Source organism: Anabaena sp. EIM26, from assembly GCF_057568715.1.
In genome coordinates this window covers 1,819,246-1,837,867 of the sequence record NZ_CM172472.1, presented here as the reverse complement: position 1 = coordinate 1,837,867, position 18,622 = coordinate 1,819,246, and the positions used below count along the sequence as shown (strand labels likewise).

Genomic DNA, 18,622 nt, shown 5'->3' with positions numbered 1-18,622 from the left:
CTTCCCCCATCTTGGTATCTATGAGAACCCTCATTCCCGCTATCCGTTCTTGAGCTTACTTCTTGGGTGAGATCAGCATCATCATATTTCGCCCTTCTTTTTTTGGCGCTTGCTGTACTTCACCTAACGCATCCAGGTCAGTTGCCATACGCTTAAGTAAAGTCTCCGCTAAGTCACTGTGTTGAATTTCTCGACCCCGGAACATCACAGTGGCTTTGACTTTATCACCATCTTTGAGAAAGCGTTCTGCTTGCTTGACGCGCACCAGATAGTCGTGTTCTTCTATCTTGTAGCGCATCTTCACTTCCTTCACGTCAGCCGTGTGCTGCTTCTTCCGGGCTTCCCGCGCCTTTTTTTCCTGCTCAAATTTATATTTCCCATAGTCCATGATTCGACATACAGGCGGATCAGCTTTGTCACTGAGTAGCACCAAATCTAGCTCTTTGTCTTCTGCTAGTTGCAGCGCTTCCTGCGGTGGCATAATACCCAGTTGGGCACCATCGGTGTCAATGACCCGAATTTTCGGGAAGCGAATCCGTTCGTTAATTTGGGGCAGATCGCGAGTTCTTTTTTTCTCAATCACAGGCATTATGATTTTTGGGAGCTCTTTAGTTAAGGATTTGGATTGGTCTTGATTTACTTAGTTTTATTTAGTATGCCCAAATAGGCAAAGTTCGGGAATGACTCAAAACTGAAAAAATGAGTCTCTATATTTATGGTAGCTAATCCATACAATAGTTGCATATTCTGTTGTATTTGTTATTCTACTCACTTTGATATAAATTCCCTACAATAGTTAATCTAAATTACACAATTTTGGCTAATATTAACTATTATTACAATCATTCGTCAATGTCTTGACATTTGATGCGATCAACACATATTCGTCACAAGTTAAGTTAAATATACAAGTAATTATAACTAATGTAACACATAAAAATAACTTGGAGGCATCTGTGACGACTACAGCATCTTGGCAGCAACGAGTTGGTAATCAAAGGGATTGGGTTTGGCGAGGTTGGCAAACCCGCTATACTTATATACGCGCTCAATCTAGTCTAGGTCAGGCAGTTAAAGAGAAAAAAGGCTTATCTGCAACAAACCATATCACACCTCTAATTTTGTTACACGGCTTTGGAGCTTCCATTGGTCATTGGCGACATAACTTAGAAGTTTTGGGAGAATATCATACCGTTTATGCCTTAGATATGCTGGGTTTTGGCGCTTCAGAAAAGGCCTCTGTTAATTACAGCGTCGAACTTTGGGTAGAACAGGTTTATGATTTTTGGAAATCATTTATCCGCCAACCAGTAATATTAGTAGGCAATTCCATTGGTTCGCTAATTGCCTTATTTGCAGCAGCTGCCCATCCTGATATGGTAAAAGGTATAGTGATGATGAGTTTGCCAGATCCGACTTTGGAATTAGAACTCCTTCCCGTTTTTTTACACCCAGTTGTGAGAGGAATTAAAAGTATTATCGCTTCTCCTCTACTCCTCAAACCTCTTTTTAACTTGATACGGCGACCAAGTGTGCTGCGACGCTGGGCTGGTCTTGCTTATGCTAATCCAGAAGCTATCACGGACGAACTTATAGATATTTTGGCAGGGCCTCCTCAAGACAGGGGTTCTACCCGTGCATTTATCGCCCTTTTCAAAGCTTCAATTGGTGCAAATTTCAGTACTAGTGTCAAGAAAATATTACCAAACTTGACAATTCCGATGTTATTGATTTGGGGAAAAAAAGATCTATTTGTTCCCCCAGTACTGGCTAGTGAATTTGCTCGCTATAACGAGAAATTAGAACTGCTGCATCTAGAAAATGTTGGTCACTGTCCACAAGATGAATCTCCAGAACAAGTGAACCAATTAATTTTGGATTGGATTGAGCGAAACTGGGTTGAGTGCTGAGTGCTGGAAAAAATCTTCTGATCACTAGCCGACTTCTACTTGAGTCGTATCTACAGATGTAGCGCCATTTACAGAATTAGCCACAGCCATCATCTTATTCAGGATATTTTGATCGGGAACTTTGCCTTTTAGTACCACTTTACTTCCCGTTTGAGCCACCCAAAGGGTATTAACATCATCAAGTTGGGGATCTTGATCAAAAGCCAATGCTACCCGCTTGGCTAAACCGCTTTGGTCGTATTCTCCGCTTAATCCTAGACGTTCTGGAGGGATGGTTTGAGTTGCAGTAGTCGTAGCTTGTGGTACTGGTTGCGGAGTGGGATTTACTTGTGCATTTTCTGGTTTTTCTAATCCAAAAAGTCTTTTTAACCAACTCATAAATACTTTTCTCCTATTTTGTTGAGGGTTTTATAGCAATTCCCAAGCTCATGAAATACACCTCACCCGCCCTTACCAAGGGGAGGGTTGGGGAGGGGTAATTTTGTATCTAACTAGAGTGGGAAAAGCTATATCTTAGCTGAGTATAGAAGTTTAATAAAAAAATTACATCTACCGTTGATAGGATCTGTACTCAAGACAATTTTGAGTTAAGAGTATGATTTCTGCCTAACTTTGATCTCAGGATGCGAAAGATACGTTACAATAAGGGATTAGACCGAAAATTCAGTGTGGTAGTAAGTCTAGCGCAGCCATGAGTTCAGGTCTGCGTTAATCTCATGCTCCCCTAGCCTGTGTTGGCGAAATGAAACATACTCTTTCCGTTCTTGTAGAAGATGAAGCGGGGGTTCTCTCCCGTATTTCCAGTTTATTTGCTCGTCGTGGCTTTAATATTGAAAGCCTTGCCGTTGGCCCTGCTGAACAGGGAGGTGTGTCCCGTATTACAATGGTTGTACCTGGAGACGATCGCGTAATTGAGCAACTCACCAAACAATTATACAAGTTAGTTAATGTCCTCAAAGTACAGGATATTACCGAAACTCCTTGTGTAGAGAGGGAATTGATGCTTTTGAAAGTGAATGCTACTAGCAGCAGTCGCGCCGAAGTAATTGAGATATCTCAGATTTTCCGAGCTAGGGTTGTGGATGTAGCAGAAGATTCTCTAACTTTGGAAGTTGTGGGAGATCCTGGTAAAATGGTAGCGATCGTCCAAGTGTTGCAAAAATTTGGTCTGAGAGAAATAGCCCGTACTGGTAAAATTTCTCTACCTCGTGAATCGGGTGTCAATACTGAATTGCTTAAGTCTTTGGAAGCAAAGGTTTAGCTGTCAATACTACAATCAGCCTCACGCAAAGGCGTAAAGGTTTTTATGTCTTTGCGTCTTGTTGCAGAAATTATTTGAGAAATTATTTTAAATAAATTAGTAAATTTAATCCCGGAATTGTGCGGGAGAGAGTCCACAAAACTAAGGTGATGTAAAGTAAACCTAAACTCCATTGATACCAAGCTAGGGAGGCAATAATTCCCGGAAGGTGTTCATCCCTTAGGCGAATATCATTAAATCCTAATCGCACGAGATTATTTAGACTAAAGTCATAGTAGTTGAGCCAATTCCAACGCCGATTCCATAACAAAGGCATATATCTTTCTCGAAATGTCGGATTTCTTGGTATTACTGGTAAACGTCCAATTAATAATCTTAATTGTCGTAAAGTTCCGTCTTCTGTAAAATAGGAAAAATCCATTAAATCGTGATAACGCCCCTGTTGATAAAGTCGCCATATTAAAATTAATGGCACAGGAACAATAATCATCAAAAGACATCCTAAGGTCAGCCAAGGTTGTTGGGTATTACGAAAGACTGCTAATAAGCTTAAGGACATTAGACAGCTAAAACTAGTCAGTATAGAAATAGTTTCGTAATATGAAGGAATAATGGGTACAGGACGCAGCCGACGGTAACGGTCTATTAACCAAAATAGTAACCCAAAATATGCGATCGCAACTCCCCCAACACCAAATACCAACCAGAAGTTTGTCCCATAGCCACTCAGCAACAACAGTACACTCAATAACAACCAGTTAAAAGCTTGAATTAACCACATACTCAGCGAGAGTGGTTCACTTGCAACCAAGCGATCGCTTAATTTATCATAGGTTTCTAAATCAATATCTGCTAAAGTTAATAACTCGCTACTATTGCGAAATGGTTTTATCTCCCGTTGTTCTCTAATTGCTTGTGCTTGAGTGGGGGAAAAACCCAAGTTGATCAAACTAGAGACAGCAGCATTATTAATATTTGTAGCTACTAAAAGATGACTTAATTGTATTAATTTTAGTCGTTGTTTTAGATATTCTAACTGATTGGCATCAGCAACTTGTTGCTGTTGACGGAAATTTTGCCCCAAATTTCGCAAAATGTTTTGATTACCTTGTAACGTCGGAACAGAAAATTTATTACCAATTTCACCAGGATTACCTAAAATTTTTGCTTGATTAGAATTGAAATTTAACCCAGGTATATTTAAAAATGCTCCTTTGCCAAACCTCACATCACTAAAATCAGCTTGATTAAGAATGCTGGCACCATGAAAATTTACAGATTGGTTAAATTGGGTTTCTCTAAAAATAATATCTTTTTCAAAATTTGTCTCTTTGAAAAAAACAAATTGATTAAAATTTGCTTTATTAAATTGTACTGAATTCATGAAACTAACACCAGAAAAATCAGCATCTTCTTGCCATAAACTATTATTGAATTTAACTAATTGTTTAAACTTTGCTTGGTTAAAATTAGCATTTCTAACAAAAAACTCACCTTGAAAATCTACAGATTCCTGAAATTTAGCTTTTCTGAAATTAGCTTTATCAAAAAAAATACTACCTTGAAAACTACTAGGTTGAATAAAAGCAGCAGCATCAAAGCTAACAGGACGGCTAAATCTAGTTTCATTCCAGTTAGTGGCTTTGAAAAAAGTTGCACCTCCAGCATTTATAGACTGAAGAAAAAATGTATGCGGAAATTGTACTTCACCATTAAAACGAGTTTCCACCAAAGTTAAAGCACCACGAAATACAGCAATTTCGCTGGAAGTAGCTGATAGAGTTCCTAAAAGCGACTTACAGTCTTTAGAATTAGGGAAAGCTATTGATAATGATTGTAAACATACTAAACGGAGACGTTCTAATTGTTCTTGTTCTATCGCCGTAAAAATTGGTGCTATGGCCTGTGCGTAAAGAGGTGTTCTTAAACCCAAGTCGCTACCGATAAAATCCCCTTGCACTAACGAATAACTTAAATCTAAACCCAGCGGTTTTGTACCAGTCTTTTGTAGTTCTTTTCGCACCAATTTATAAAAATTATCCCGAAAGATAGCGTTTTCTGGTCGTAAATCAATTACCATTTCCCGCAAATCTACTGTTAAATTACCTTCGTGGAGTGTTGGTGTCTTGAGTCGTTCTTGTAATAGTTCTAGAGTTAAAGGGGTGCGTTCTGGTTGTGCTGCAAAGGTTGGAAAAGGGAAAAGGAGTAAAACGCAGAGTAACGCTAAGGTCAGCGCAGAGTAACACAGAGAAAATTTCTGAATTACTGCGTTTAATATTTGCGAGATGCTGCGTTTAAAAAACGAATTATGCAAGTTTTCTAGTTATCGCTAATTAGTAAGACAATTTTACCTGTTATAGCGCCATTTTCTAGCAATTGATGAGCTTTTGCTGTTTCTTGTAAGGGGAATTGATGGGTCACTTCAATTTTTAACTTATTTTCATCTATCCAATTAGCACATTGTTGAAGAATTTCACCATGATGTTGCAGACTTTCGACATTTCCTAACATCATTGGTGTTAACATTAATTCTAAGCTAATGCGAAGATTTCTATTTCTGGCAACTTTCCAAACTGTGTTGGAGTTAGGTTCGAGAATGGTGACGATATCACCATAAATTCGGACTGAGGGAAAGGTTTGATCAAAAATTTCACCACCAATAGTATCAAAAGCTAAGTCTACACCTTCACCGTTTGTCCAATCTAAGGTAGCTTGAACAAAGTCTGTTTGTTTGTAGAAAATTACTTGATCAGCACCAAGTTGGGTGACTAAATTCGCCTTTTCTTGAGAACTAACGGTAGTGACGACATCTGCACCTTTGAGTTTAGCTAGTTGAATTGCTACATGACCAACACCACCAGCACCCCCATGAATTAAAACTTTGTCTCCTGGTTGTAGTCTTCCCCGTTCATATAAAGCTTCCCAAGCGGTTATTAAGACTAGAGGTGCTGCTGCTGCTGCTGCGAAGGTAACAGATTTGGGTTTATTGGCTACAAATCGCTCATCAACGGTGGTATATTCTGCGTAATTACCCTGCTTTGCACCTAAACCACCATAGCAAAAATAGACTTCATCTCCAGGGGCAAATTTCTGGACTTCAGCACCGACAGCTTCAACAATACCTGCACCATCGCATCCGAGTATAGCAGGCATTTGTTCAGGGTAAAATGTGCCTCTTTTTCGCAGTTTCGTATCTAAGGGATTAACACCTGCTGCTACTAAGCGGACTAAAAGTTCTCTATTTCCCGGTGTGGGTTTGGGTATATCTCGCAGTTGTAGAACTTCGGGGTTTCCTACTGCTGTCATTAAGACTGCTTTCACAGCTTTTCTCCTGGGTAAAAATGCACGTCTTTTGCAACTTTAGCTTAATTGAGTAGTTAGGGTTGAATTAATCAGGAAATTGATAAAGCGGGGGATAAATTGCTCAAATTCTCCGACGAAAAATAAAAAAAACCGTGTACCAGATGGTTTCACGGCTTTTGATATGGTGTGAGGAGTTTAACTAATATCATCATAGACTACCTGTTTAGTCATGGGATGCTTGTAACAGTTTTGGTAACAGAAATTTTTCAGAATGAAGATTGTTGAATAATTTTTCGGTATTAGGACTTAGGCAACTGACACATTGGTAAGGTGCGTCAGACTGCATAAATCTAGTAAATAAACAAATCTTTGATATCTGACGCACCCTACAATAGATTTCTGGTGTGATACGCAGCTTTAGTTCTATTTAATATGCGTGACCTGAAACCCTTGTAGAAATGTTCTATGGGTAGGGATTCTCAACTCTACAATCTTTACTGATTTTTTTTAACTTAATTAAAAGCTATGTCAACCCAGAATCAAATAAAAGTTCTAAAATCAATTTTTATCTGGGATTAAAAAATAAAAACCGTGGAGATTTCAATCAAGCCACGGTCGTTTCGTGTGGTGTGAGGAGACTTAACTCAAATGTTATTGTAAGCCATCTCACTATTGATAACTCAATTCCCACAACTTTCGTTACAAAATTTTTGTTTCATGACATATATACATTACTTAATAATTAAATTCCCTAATCTCCTAGTGGGTATTTTTACACTAAAGCGCCACCACAACTAGAACCACAACCGGCAGTACAACCATAGCAATAATCAGCAGTTTGTACTTCCCTAATCATATCTAAACTACCAGATTCTAACAATTTGCTAATTGTTAGGGTTTTACCATTGAAAGTTTTTGCAGGTAAGTTCATCATTTGATTGAAGTCACAATCATAGACATTACCTAAATAGTCAACTGAAATCTGATCACGACACATTAAGTTTTCAACTGTATCGGGGTTAAAATTCGATTCTAAAAACTGCAAATAGCTTGAATAAAGTTGTTTTCGTTCTAAGTATAATTTTGTTCTACCTACAGGTAAATTAGTGATGGTAAAGAGATTATGAAACACAATACCAAAATGTTCTTGTAAGAACATTTTATAAGCTATTTCTAGGTTTGTTTGTTCAGGAGTGACTGAAAATTTGTCACTAGTGGGTAAGGGGGGATTATACACTAAATCTAAAATTAAATTTGGATTTTTTCCATATCCCAGTTGATTTAACCATTGCAAGGCGCGAATAGAGTCATCAAACACACCATTTCCCCGCATTTTATCTACATTATCTGCAAGGTAACAAGGTAGGGAAGCGACAATTCTCACTTGGTGTTTAGCGAAGAATTCTGGTAAATCTCCAAATCCATCAACGAAATAAATTGTCAAATTTGAACGAACAATTACTTTTTTTTCTGCTAAAGTTGCGGCTTCTACTAGCGGCTTAAAACCATAATTCATTTCTGGAGCGCCACCAGTTAAATCTACAATTTTAATTTCGGGAAATTTAAAAATGAATTCAATTAATTCCAGTCCAATTTCTAGGTTTAGCTCTTCTATTCTTTTTGGACTGGCTTCAACATGACAATGGTTACAGCTAAGGTTACAGCGTTTACCTAAATTAATTTGTAAAACATTTATTTCCTTTTTTTTTAAAGGTGATGTTAATTTATATTTGAATTGAGTATTTGATGTATTCTGCATTGCTTACTAGTTCCGAAATATGACAAAATTTTTCTTACTTATTATTACACTAATTTAATTTATAAGTGATACCACTAATAATCGCCGCAGTAGGCAAAGTTAATACCCAAGATAGTAGGATTAGGTAGAAAATACGTAAGGATACAGAAGGTTTGATATAGCAGGCAAGAGGGAACAGGATAAAAATATTCTTCTTTCTTCTTTCTTCTTTCTTCTTTCTTCTTCCTTATTCCTTATTCCTTCTTTCTCCTGACTCCTGACTCCTGACTCCTGACTCCTGACTCCTGACTCCTGACTCCTGACTCCTGAATTCTTACCTAAAATCTAACAGCAACCTCCGCCATCATAATGCCATGTGGAATCTGTTACCATAATTTCTGCTGGCTTTAAATCTCCGAGTTTAGTGGCTGTTTTATCACAGACTGCGGCAGGAATTCCACGTTGTAAAATATGACCTGCTTGGTCATCAAAAAATGCTTCTTTCCCTGCATAAATTGCAGTTTTACCTGTGAATATACAAGCTCCATCTTCAGGAATATCAACTTTAAATGAGACGGAATCAAGGCTTTCTAACAGGAGATTTTTTTCTAGTTGATAAGTTTGTTTATCTAATAATCTATAAGGACGACGGGCGCGAATTTCTATTTGCCCAAAACCAGCATTTATAATTAGTTGAGTATACTCTTGATATGTAAGTGCGCCTGATAAACAAATGGCACGCAATCGTTCATCTTGTTGTAAATGGGTGGGAATGGGACTGGTAGCAATGGGGTCACTCATTTGCAATCTTCCACCGGGTTTTAATACCCGATAAGCTTCTTTTAAAGCACGGGTTAAATCTGCTGGTTCAAAAATGTTGAAAAGACAATTCTGTGCTAATACATCCACAGCAGCATCCTCAACGGGTAAATTGAAGGCATCTCCAGGGCGAATTTCAATAAAACTGGTATCAAACCAAGGATTTTGTTGAGCAGCCATTTCCAAGTTACGTGTGGCGGCTTCGCGCATGGCGGCTACTGGTTCAACGGCAATGACAGCACCAGGACGACGGGAAAAGTAAGCAAATTGTAATGCTTCTAAACCACCACCAACACCAACATAAAGGACTGTGGGTTGATTTGTGAGTTCGGTGGGGTGAACTGTTGTACCACAACCATAATTCATTTCCTGCATTGGCAAAGGAATTTTCAATCCTGGTAATTGCAGGGGTGTACTTTGAACACAACACAGTCCTACTTCTGGTGTTTGAGCAACTTCGCTGTAAAATTGGGCTGCGGTTTCTAAATAAGTCATTGTTGCTGTATGGAATTAACTTTGTATATATCAATTGTGGATATTAATATATTAAGGCTTGAATTTAATGAGTTTTCGCTGAGAGTTCATTAATTTATTCGCGTAATACATAGCCGACACCACGCACAGTTTGAACGAGACGCTTTTCATTGTTGGCTTCCAGTTTCAAGCGCAAGTAGCGAATATAAACTTCAATTATGTTGGAATCACCCATGAAGTCATAACCCCAGACTTCTTCTAAAATGCGATCGCGCGTAATTACCTGGCGCGGATGGGCGAGTAGATAGTCTAGCAAGTCAAATTCCTTCGCAGTTAACTCTACTAATCGCTTTCCTCGATAAACTTCCCGCGTGCGACGATTTAAGCTCAGGTCATCAAATGCTAAGATATCTGCGGTATCTGTTTCCCGGTTTCGTCTCAGGTGGGCGCGGACTCTGGCTAATAACTCTTCGACACTGAATGGTTTGACTACGTAATCATCAGCACCAGCATCTAAACCAGCCACGCGATCGCTCACTTCATCTTTAGCGGTTAATAAAATTATTGGTACTTTATCACCCGTACTCCGTAAGCGACGGCAAATTTCTAACCCCGACACACCAGGTAGCATCCAGTCTAAAATTATTAAATCTAGATTTAACTCCCTTGCCGCAGTCAGGGCGGTTAGTCCATCATAGGCTACACTAACTTGATAGCCTTCATAACTCAATTCTAACTCTATAAATCGAGCTAATTTGACTTCATCTTCAACCAGTAAGATGTGCGTCATAATAATATTCAGGATTTCAGCAGGGATGTTAATTATACACAGAATGATAACTATTGAGAATATGTTAAATACTCAATAGCTAGACATCTTATAGATATAATTTAGCTTAGTATAAACATGGATAAGTAACAATAGTAAATCTAAAATTACCTACAGGTTCTGTATAAATTTCAGATTGAACCAGGTATTAGCAATCAGCTTTAACATCTTCACCATATTTACAGCAGAATATGGCTTACGCCACGCTACGCTATCAGGAGTCAGGAGTCAGGATTCAGAAGTAAAACTGGCTTGGTGTCTGGCTTTTAATTTAGATTCTGTACCTTATTGATCTGTAATCCACTGTATATATCAAACTGTAAATTAAAATCAATAAACATAGTAATAATTGCTCACTTAATCATTAAGAAATTTAACGTAAATGATCAAAAACATCCTCTCAGATCCTCTTTTTTACCGCGATGATGAGGCTGGGACAGTAATTGTAAATATACTTCCTTTACCCTGGCGCGATCGCACACTCACATTCCCACCCATACTCTCTACGAGAGTCTTAACAATCGACAACCCTAATCCACAACCCCCAGTCGAAGAAGTACGGGCTTCATCTACACGGTAAAAACGCTCAAAAATTCGTGATTGGTGTTGTAAAGGAATACCATAACCTTGATCACAAACTTGAATAACTGCCTCTTCACCTTGCAGATTTAATTTAATAATTATAGGTGTTTCTGCTGGCGAATACTTCACAGCATTATCAATTAAATTTAACAATACTTGTTTTAGACGATTATAGTCTATCTTCGCCTCAATTAGCTGATTAATTGACTCAATTTTGATTATGCGATCGCTATACTTTTCTGCCATACTCACAACTTCTGCTACCAAGTCATTGAGTAAACACAATTCCCTCCGCAAATGCAAATAACCACTATCAGCCCTTGCTAAATCGAGTAAATCTTGCAAAAGGCGGATAGTGCGTTCAGTTTCTATTGCAGCAGTTTCCAAAGCTTCCTGTTGTGCTGATGTTAAATTATGTTGCCGTCGCAAAACACTTTGTAAATAACCATGAACAATTGTTAATGGTGTACGTAATTCATGGGAAACATTACTAACAAATTGCCTTTCTTGTTCCCAAGATTGGTCAAGACGGGCTAACATCATATTGAAAGTTTGAGTTAATTCTTTGACTTCACTAGGTGCGTGTTCAAGATATAATTGAGCTTGTCCTAAATCTGCTAGAGATATAACAGCAGTCATTTGGTTTAACTGACGTAATGGTTGTAGAGATCGCTGAATGTAAAATGCGATCGCTATCGAAATAACTATAATTACCAAAATACTCACAATAGCCAAACTTCTAACCATTCCCATAAACATTGTTTGTTCACGAGTTACATCTTGTACTAGAAATAAATTACCCAAAGCCTTACCCTTAAGTGGTAACGCACCCCCACATAAAATATAATAGCGTTGACTAACTTTTCTTAATTCTGGTTGAACCGACATTTCAGTTAAAGACATCAACTCACTAGCTGTTATATCTGGAAGCAGATTCCAATTACTAGATTTACCTATAATTTTATTATCAGCACCTTTAATCCATAAAAATGTATTAGTAGTTGTTAAGTTATTTATTGCTTTTTGCAAACTAGTTTCCACAGAATACATTTCACTATAAAGTTGCACATCCTGCGGCAAACGGTCAGCAATTTGAACAATATTATATTTATGACTAGTAATTAAAATCTGCTGCATCTTCCAACTTGTCCAACTAGCAAGTCCTCCTAATCCCAATGCTGAAACTAGAGCAATACCAATAGTCAGACGTAACCGTAAAGAAAATATATCAATTTTTTGCCAAACCTTGCTGATTTGTTTCACATTAATAATGTTGAATTTGATATCAGAAAAATTTTATTTGAAACTTTTAAATGTTAAATGTTAAATTTAAAATTATAATTCGATACAAATTATTAGGAATGAAAACAGCATAATTACCATCACCACTACAACTACTTAGGTAAACCAGCATAACCAAAGCTAACATTAAATCGACGACACCAAATACCAACAGAACCAAAGTCTGATAATTTCACATTTTTAGGTAGAGCATAACGTTGAGAACCTTGAATTTTTTGTAAAGAAGCAATACTTATATAATCTTGGTTTTTAAGATTATATTTTGGTGGTTTATCACCACGATACAAAATTACAACTAAGTCGGGTCCATGATCCGTTTTGAAATTATTGTCTAATGCTAAGTAGCGGTTGCCATTTTCAGTAACAAAGCTCACTTTTCCCTGAGTTTTATGTTCCAAAGTCTTAAAGCTTTCAGACTGTACTACTGAAGCAGTGACATTAGCCACAGACTCAGGCCGATTATTGATGGGAGTCGAGCTTACTTCCCTGGTACAGCCTATGGTTACAATTGCCACAATACCGAAAATAGCTAAATATTTTAACTTCATACTTCAACCTCCTTAAAATTTATCTTTAAGGATAATTTAAAGCCTTATATCATCGAAAAAATTAATTTAACATGAGAATTAGTTTAAGATTTACTAATCTTCAGATGCCAGCTTGACTTCGTTTGAGTAACAGCATCTAGCAAAATCTGCAATATTAGATATTATTAAAAAATCAATAGTTTTAAACTGCTTATCAATAGCTGGTAGGCTGCATACTTTAGCACCAATGCTCAAATATGCTTGTAAAATTTTAGGAATTTCTACATTATTATATATATCTGGGCAGTGTGGAGTCATTTCTATAGAGTACTCTGAATTAGGATGAACCAAAATACTTGGATGCATCCAATCATTATGCTGAAAATAATTATAAGCACAAGTCGCTTGTTTGGGGCATTGTGTTAGTAATGATGCACAGCCAAAAAAATATTGCTTTCCACTCCCAAGTAGATAATTGGCTAATCCTTCCCAAAGTAACAACAGTGTATGACTATTGCGGTATTCTTTAGCTATACAAGCACGTCCAACTTCTACAGATTCCTGAAGCATAAAATCAGGAATTTTATTGAGATTAAATATGTCAGCAGAATCGAAACCTAACCCTTTACCAGCCATTGTATAGGTTTGCATTCTATATGTACCAATCGTCTTACCAGTATGTTTAGCAATAAGTATCAAATGATGGCAAACCTGATCAAACTTATCTTGATCCATTTGAGTAGTGTTAGAACCAGAAAATCCCAAACCTAGTTCTAGATTAAAAACCTCAAAACGTAAGCGGAAGATAGATTCTAATTCTTCTTCAGTTGAAGCAAGTCGTAGGATATACTTTTCATTTTGCAAAACGGGAAACTCAGGAGGATGCAATAAAGAATTGATTTGATGGTAATACATTTACATCTGTTTTCCTACTTGTATTTGCGAAATATCCCACTAGAATTTAGGGCATAAGTAGTCGGACAAAATTAAATTCACTCGTTAAGAGAGAGAATAGGGAACAGGGAACAGGTAACTCTTAACAGGAAAGACAGAATTGATACGTACTAAGTTTTGTATAGCTACGCCACGCAAGCTATCAAAAATCACATAGGAGTCCTATACATGAATATAGCTACACACGATTGCAGAAGAAATAGGAACAACTATTTTCTATTCCAGTATTTCGATGATTATTGGAGATAGATTTCTTTTATTATCGACATTTTTATAAATAAAATCTGGCAATAAGATACAAATTTATCAAATTCACAATTTAATTTTTCTGTCAATAGTAATTATGTTCAGAAAATCAAAATAGTCAGGGCTTAAGCAACTTGCTTGCTTTGTAGGGTTCGTCAGACCTATAAATTGGTTATTATCAACAAATTTTCGACATCGGACGCAGCTTTATTCCTAATAGTCTCAAAAAGCCCCCGAATCGATCCGAGGGCTAATAATTCACCAGTGAACTGCGGTAAAATTCTTGGAAAAATACATTGCAATCAATTGCGGTGATTATTGTTGTAGCGAACTCTAGTACCTGCCCAAAGTAACTTCTCCCGCAGCGTCTGATAATATGAATTGTTATCCCGTAAAACAATAAATTTAGCCAGACAATCAGCCATCCGCACATCAACACGATGGCCTGGCCAAATTGAAGTAGATAACACCCCATCCATCCACAACTTAGTACTTAAATCATAATCCCCCAACGGCCAAATACTGACCACAGAACCAGGAGGTAAAATCAGCGGACGACTAGAAAGACTCATTGGACAAATGGGTGTGATAGTAATCGCTTCCATCCCATCATGCATAATCGGTCCACTGGCAGAAACAGTGTAACCAGTAGAACCAGTGGGAGTAGAGATAATTAACCCATCTCCTACATATTGATCAACTACCTCCCCATCAATTTCCATTTCCAGAATAGAAGTGATCATTCTGTCAGCAGAAGCGGGTTTGACACAAAACTCGTTCAAAGCCAGGTAATGTTCAGTTACTGGTTCTAAATTTGTCCGATGACCTTCATATACTGCCGCTTGCAACATCATCCGTCGCTGGATAGCATAACGATCCTCAAACAGACGATCCCACACACGTTCTGGTTCTTGAAATTCTTCCACAGACTCAGTTAAAAACCCCAAATGGCCTCCAACATTCACTCCCAAAATGGGAATGCCTGCTGAGGCTAAATGTCTAGCACCTGTTAAAACAGTACCGTCACCACCAAGTACTAAAGCTAGGTCTATTGGTTGAGTAGCGGACGCTAAGAAGACCGGATAGGGGTTATCTTTCGGACCGCTAGGCCCCACCAATACTTGGCACTGACGTTCCTCTAGTTGTTTAGCACAGAGTTCTGCCCAGCGTTTGCTCTGAGAGTCTCGCGCTTTATAAGCAATGATTACCTGCTTGAGTTGCACGCACTGTTACCACTTCAGGAGATTAAACTGCTCCATATCGACGGTATCACGGTTGCGATAAATGGCCAGCACGATCGCTAAACCAACCGCCGCTTCAGCAGCTGCCACGGTAATCACAAAAACTGTGAAAACCTGACCTTTAATTAATGTTGAGTCAAGAAAGTTGGAAAATGCCATTAAATTCAGATTAACTGCATTCAACAATAACTCAATTGACATCAGCACCCTTACCGCGTTACGGCTAGTAATTAAGCCATAGATGCCAATGCAAAACAAAGCTGCTGCTAGTAATAAAAAGTACTGAAGTTGCATGATTGGTAATTGATGATTGGTAATTGGCAATTGGGTATTCAATTTTAAATTTTGGATTTTAAATTTTGGATTGTATTTATTCATGTCCAATCTAAAATCTAAAATCTAAAATCTAAAATTTCCCTTCCCAGTATTTAGTCCTCAGTTCCAGTACTGGTTGATACCAGTTCTCTAGGGCGTTCTGGCAAAGTTAAGATAGATTGTTGTAGTTGAGAAGAGTCTGATTCGTCTGGTAAATATTCCCGACGTGCCAAAATAATTGCTCCTACCATTGCCATTAGCAACAAAATAGAAGCCAACTCAAAGGGTAGCAAAAAGTCGGTGAAAAAATGTTCACCAATCACAACTATAGAACTTTCACCAGCCACAGGAACAGAGGAATAAGCCCAAGGCGTTGCTAGTACCATCGTACTCAATAGGGCAAATAATCCTATACTTACAATACCTGTAACTACTTTCCGCAACCCAGCACTGGGTAAAGGTGAGAAATCCTGACGCTTGTTAACCAACATGATGGCAAACAAAATCAGCACATTAATCGCACCAACATAAATCAGAATTTGTGCTGCTGCTACAAAATCAGCATTTAGCAACAGGTACAGTCCCGACATACTAATGAATACACCCCCTAGCAAAAAGGCAGAATAGACGATGTTAGAAAACAGCACTACACCCAGTGCTGCCCCAATCATCATCACAGCCAGTATGCCAAATGAAACAACCTGTACTCCTTCCGCTAGATTCACTTTTTTTGATCCTTTTGATGTTTGATAAATGCTTGCTGGTAATAGGTAATTGGAAAAAATCTTGATTACCCATCACCTATTACCCATTACCATTTTCTACAAGGTCTTCTGGACGGGAACCAGCACGAGGTGCATCTGCGGGTACACCATGAGGTTCCATAACACCTTTGGGTAGGTAAACTAGTTCGCGCAGTGGTGTCACCATTGGATCGTCTGTAACTTTGTAAGGCAGTCGTCCTAATGCTACGTTGTCGTAGTTTAATTCGTGGCGATCATAGGTAGCAAGTTCGTATTCTTCTGTCATTGATAAACAGTTTGTTGGACAGTATTCCACGCAGTTACCACAGAAGATACAAACTCCAAAGTCAATACTGTAGTGATTGAGCTTTTTCTTCTTGGTGGCTTTGTCAAATTCCCAATCAACTACAGGAAGGTTAATGGGACAAACGCGAACACAGACTTCACAAGCGATACACTTGTCAAATTCGTAGTGAATTCTACCGCGAAACCTTTCTCCAGGAATTAATTTTTCATAAGGGTACTGAACGGTAACTGGACGGCGCTGCATGTGGTCAAAGGTGACAGAAAGCCCCTGACCAATATAACGAGCCGATTGTACTGCTTCTTTGGCGTAATCACCAACTTGTTTGAGGAACTTTAGCATTGTTTGTGTCTCTCACTCTTTGTCAATTTTGGATTTTGGATTTTGGATTTTAGATTTCAGATTCAATCTAAAATCTAAAATCTACAATCTAAAATTGGTTTAGCCACCGAAGGCGACGGGAAAGGCTAATTTCAAGGCAGCGGTTAATAGGAGATTAACCAAGCCAACTGGTAGCAAGAATTTCCACCCTAAATCTAATAATTGGTCAATTCTTACCCGTGGAAGTGTCCAACGGATGAGGATGGCGATAAATACCAGGAAGTAAGCTTTGAGTACGGTCATGGTGATACCTAAGGAGGCAGTTACTACCTGTAAAACAGGGTTTGTGTCACTGACTCCCAACCAATCACCTATGAGGCTGACGGGAATAGGAAAATGCCAACCACCTAGATACAAAATTGCTACTAGGAGGGAAGAAAGTATCAAGTTAATGTAAGAACCTAGGTAAAATAGACCGAATTTCATCCCGGAGTATTCAGTCTGATACCCTGCGACTAGTTCTTCTTCTGCTTCGGGTAAGTCAAAGGGTAAGCGTTCGCATTCAGCTAGGGCTGCAATCCAAAAGATGATGAAACCAAGTGGTTGTCGCCAAATATTCCAACCCAAGATGCCAAAATTAGATTGCTGATTGACGATATCAACTGTGCTGAGGCTATTAGACATCATTGCGATCGCTAATACACTCAACGCCAAAGGAATTTCATAACTGATTGACTGTGCTGCTGCCCGCAAACCTCCCAATAGGGAGTATTTATTATTAGATGCGTAACCAGCCATTAATAAGCCAATGGGCTGAATGCTAGACAAAGCAATCCACAAGAATACCCCCATTCCTACGTTGGTAATGACGATATTTTCCCCAAAGGGAACAATCAGAAATGACAAAAATACCGGAATTACTACAATTATCGGTCCGAGGGTAAACAGCCAGCGGTCTGCTTTGGCGGGGACGATATCTTCTTTAAAGATTAGCTTCAGACCATCTGCTACAGGTACTAGCAACCCAAAAGGCCCTTGAAATTCTGGGCCAATCCGTTGCTGTGCAGCAGCAGAAATTTTCCGTTCTAGCCAGGTAGCAACCAGTACTCCCACTGTTGCACCAATCAGCATCAGGATCATTGGTAACGGCATCCAAATCGCTTTGGCCGCCCCTGGTGGTATTCCTAAATCCCTGACAGATTGAATAAAAGTTCCTTGGAGGTCAATTCCTGCATTCATTTTTGCTACTCTTTAAGTCGTCAAGTCACGGTGAATTCCAACTATTAATTGAGTTAATAACTAGAACTAGCTCTATTGAGATGATGCCTGATTGTAGATTTGTTGCCAATTCCCATGTTTAGTATATCCTTGGATGGTTTTTGCCCCGTAAACCAAGAGACAACTTCTGCTTATGGTTGGGATTGAAATTGGCTAATGCTGGGAATTGGTGACACTTCAGCCTACCGTCAGTGACCACTGGAAACTGGAATCAGATTTCTTTTCTTTTTGCCTTTTCCCTGTCACTGGCTCCCTAGACAATACAAATTGGCCGCTTCCCTGATGGTAACGGGTTTCTACTCTATAGAAATTGTCTGATGTTCTAGCAATGGAGGGCTGTGAAAACAGTATCAATTTAAGATTTTCGATTTGAGATTTTTAACTCAAGCCTAATAGAGGAGACAGATGACAGTTATGAATCTGTCCATATATGGGCATGAATCCCAAATCTAAAATCTAGAATTGATTACTTGTC

The 18,622-nt window shown here is 38.5% G+C and carries 18 protein-coding genes; 3 read left to right on the top strand and 15 right to left on the bottom strand.

Annotated features, from left to right (window positions below; genetic code table 11):
• Window positions 1-55: 55 nt before the first annotated feature.
• Window positions 56-589, bottom strand: a complete 534-nt coding sequence (gene infC / locus AC012T_RS07845) for a translation initiation factor IF-3 (protein WP_015213272.1) — start codon at window positions 587-589, stop codon at window positions 56-58.
• 367 nt (window positions 590-956) lie between these two features.
• On the opposite strand from infC, the gene AC012T_RS07840 reads away from it, so the two are divergent.
• Entirely contained in the window at window positions 957-1,910 is a 954-nt protein-coding gene (locus tag AC012T_RS07840) for an alpha/beta fold hydrolase (RefSeq protein WP_487064575.1), read from the top strand.
• 24 nt (window positions 1,911-1,934) lie between these two features.
• On the opposite strand, the gene AC012T_RS07835 is transcribed toward AC012T_RS07840, so the two are convergent.
• Window positions 1,935-2,288 carry a phospholipid-binding protein gene (locus AC012T_RS07835; protein WP_487064573.1) on the bottom strand — a complete coding sequence of 118 codons (354 nt, stop codon included), beginning with the start codon at window positions 2,286-2,288 and terminating at the stop codon, window positions 1,935-1,937.
• Between the two features lie 364 nt (window positions 2,289-2,652).
• Here AC012T_RS07835 and ilvN point away from each other — a divergent pair, with 364 nt between their 5' ends.
• Entirely contained in the window at window positions 2,653-3,171 is a 519-nt protein-coding gene (ilvN, locus tag AC012T_RS07830; RefSeq protein WP_438889249.1) for an acetolactate synthase small subunit, read from the top strand.
• Window positions 3,172-3,253: 82 nt separating this feature from the next.
• On the opposite strand, the gene AC012T_RS07825 is transcribed toward ilvN, so the two are convergent.
• The 5 genes from AC012T_RS07825 to AC012T_RS07805 form a co-directional block, all read right to left on the bottom strand.
• Window positions 3,254-5,449, bottom strand: coding sequence for a pentapeptide repeat-containing protein (locus tag AC012T_RS07825; protein WP_487066505.1), 2,196 nt, complete (start codon window positions 5,447-5,449; stop codon window positions 3,254-3,256).
• A 41-nt stretch (window positions 5,450-5,490) separates the two neighbouring features.
• Window positions 5,491-6,492, bottom strand: a complete 1,002-nt coding sequence (locus AC012T_RS07820) for a zinc-dependent alcohol dehydrogenase family protein (protein WP_487064571.1) — start codon at window positions 6,490-6,492, stop codon at window positions 5,491-5,493.
• Between the two features lie 754 nt (window positions 6,493-7,246).
• Complete coding sequence (gene arsS, locus AC012T_RS07815; protein WP_487064569.1) at window positions 7,247-8,233, bottom strand: arsenosugar biosynthesis radical SAM (seleno)protein ArsS; 987 nt, start codon at window positions 8,231-8,233, stop codon at window positions 7,247-7,249.
• 324 nt (window positions 8,234-8,557) lie between these two features.
• On the bottom strand, window positions 8,558-9,526 hold the full coding sequence (arsM, locus tag AC012T_RS07810; RefSeq protein WP_487064567.1) for an arsenosugar biosynthesis arsenite methyltransferase ArsM: 969 nt from the start codon (window positions 9,524-9,526) through the stop codon (window positions 8,558-8,560).
• A gap of 94 nt (window positions 9,527-9,620) precedes the next feature.
• On the bottom strand, window positions 9,621-10,295 hold the full coding sequence (locus AC012T_RS07805; RefSeq protein WP_042464489.1) for a response regulator transcription factor: 675 nt from the start codon (window positions 10,293-10,295) through the stop codon (window positions 9,621-9,623).
• A 175-nt stretch (window positions 10,296-10,470) separates the two neighbouring features.
• Between AC012T_RS07805 and AC012T_RS07800 the strand changes: the two genes are divergently transcribed.
• Window positions 10,471-10,626 (top strand): hypothetical protein, encoded by a 156-nt coding sequence (locus tag AC012T_RS07800; RefSeq protein ID WP_487064565.1) that lies wholly within the window; start codon window positions 10,471-10,473, stop codon window positions 10,624-10,626.
• Between the two features lie 122 nt (window positions 10,627-10,748).
• Here the strand turns inward: AC012T_RS07800 and AC012T_RS07795 are convergent, their stop codons facing one another.
• The 8 genes from AC012T_RS07795 to nuoH all read right to left on the bottom strand — a co-directional run bounded on the left by AC012T_RS07795 (window position 10,749) and on the right by nuoH (window position 18,108).
• A complete protein-coding gene (locus tag AC012T_RS07795; protein WP_487064563.1) occupies window positions 10,749-12,179 on the bottom strand; it encodes a HAMP domain-containing sensor histidine kinase in 1,431 nt (476 codons plus the stop codon).
• 131 nt (window positions 12,180-12,310) lie between these two features.
• Window positions 12,311-12,766, bottom strand: coding sequence for a DM13 domain-containing protein (locus AC012T_RS07790; RefSeq protein WP_487064561.1), 456 nt, complete (start codon window positions 12,764-12,766; stop codon window positions 12,311-12,313).
• A 93-nt stretch (window positions 12,767-12,859) separates the two neighbouring features.
• Window positions 12,860-13,660, bottom strand: coding sequence for a GNAT family N-acetyltransferase (locus tag AC012T_RS07785; RefSeq protein WP_487064559.1), 801 nt, complete (start codon window positions 13,658-13,660; stop codon window positions 12,860-12,862).
• Between the two features lie 587 nt (window positions 13,661-14,247).
• A complete protein-coding gene (locus tag AC012T_RS07780) occupies window positions 14,248-15,168 on the bottom strand; it encodes an NAD(+) kinase (protein WP_015212765.1) in 921 nt (306 codons plus the stop codon).
• Window positions 15,169-15,174: 6 nt separating this feature from the next.
• Window positions 15,175-15,480 carry an NADH-quinone oxidoreductase subunit NuoK gene (gene nuoK / locus AC012T_RS07775; protein WP_006199065.1) on the bottom strand — a complete coding sequence of 102 codons (306 nt, stop codon included), beginning with the start codon at window positions 15,478-15,480 and terminating at the stop codon, window positions 15,175-15,177.
• 134 nt (window positions 15,481-15,614) lie between these two features.
• Window positions 15,615-16,226 carry an NADH-quinone oxidoreductase subunit J gene (locus tag AC012T_RS07770; RefSeq protein ID WP_487064555.1) on the bottom strand — a complete coding sequence of 204 codons (612 nt, stop codon included), beginning with the start codon at window positions 16,224-16,226 and terminating at the stop codon, window positions 15,615-15,617.
• A 79-nt stretch (window positions 16,227-16,305) separates the two neighbouring features.
• Window positions 16,306-16,890: an NAD(P)H-quinone oxidoreductase subunit I gene (gene ndhI / locus AC012T_RS07765; RefSeq protein WP_487064553.1), complete on the bottom strand. Its 585-nt coding sequence runs from the start codon at window positions 16,888-16,890 to the stop codon at window positions 16,306-16,308.
• A gap of 99 nt (window positions 16,891-16,989) precedes the next feature.
• Window positions 16,990-18,108, bottom strand: coding sequence for an NADH-quinone oxidoreductase subunit NuoH (gene nuoH, locus AC012T_RS07760; protein WP_487064551.1), 1,119 nt, complete (start codon window positions 18,106-18,108; stop codon window positions 16,990-16,992).
• Window positions 18,109-18,622: the final 514 nt, after the last annotated feature.

Excerpts from the sequence above, each read along its gene's own strand:
- infC (WP_015213272.1), bottom strand. The coding sequence starts at position 589 with ATGCCTGTGATTGAGAAAAAAAGAACTCGCGATCTGCCCCAAATTAAC.
- AC012T_RS07835 (WP_487064573.1), bottom strand. The coding sequence starts at position 2,288 with ATGAGTTGGTTAAAAAGACTTTTTGGATTAGAAAAACCAGAAAATGCA.
- ilvN (WP_438889249.1), top strand. The coding sequence starts at position 2,653 with ATGAAACATACTCTTTCCGTTCTTGTAGAAGATGAAGCGGGGGTTCTC.
- arsS (WP_487064569.1), bottom strand. The coding sequence starts at position 8,233 with ATGCAGAATACATCAAATACTCAATTCAAATATAAATTAACATCACCT.
- arsM (WP_487064567.1), bottom strand. The coding sequence starts at position 9,526 with ATGACTTATTTAGAAACCGCAGCCCAATTTTACAGCGAAGTTGCTCAA.
- AC012T_RS07805 (WP_042464489.1), bottom strand. The coding sequence starts at position 10,295 with ATGACGCACATCTTACTGGTTGAAGATGAAGTCAAATTAGCTCGATTT.
- AC012T_RS07790 (WP_487064561.1), bottom strand. The coding sequence starts at position 12,766 with ATGAAGTTAAAATATTTAGCTATTTTCGGTATTGTGGCAATTGTAACC.
- AC012T_RS07785 (WP_487064559.1), bottom strand. The coding sequence starts at position 13,660 with ATGTATTACCATCAAATCAATTCTTTATTGCATCCTCCTGAGTTTCCC.
- nuoK (WP_006199065.1), bottom strand. The coding sequence starts at position 15,480 with ATGCAACTTCAGTACTTTTTATTACTAGCAGCAGCTTTGTTTTGCATT.
- ndhI (WP_487064553.1), bottom strand. The coding sequence starts at position 16,890 with ATGCTAAAGTTCCTCAAACAAGTTGGTGATTACGCCAAAGAAGCAGTA.
- nuoH (WP_487064551.1), bottom strand. The coding sequence starts at position 18,108 with ATGAATGCAGGAATTGACCTCCAAGGAACTTTTATTCAATCTGTCAGG.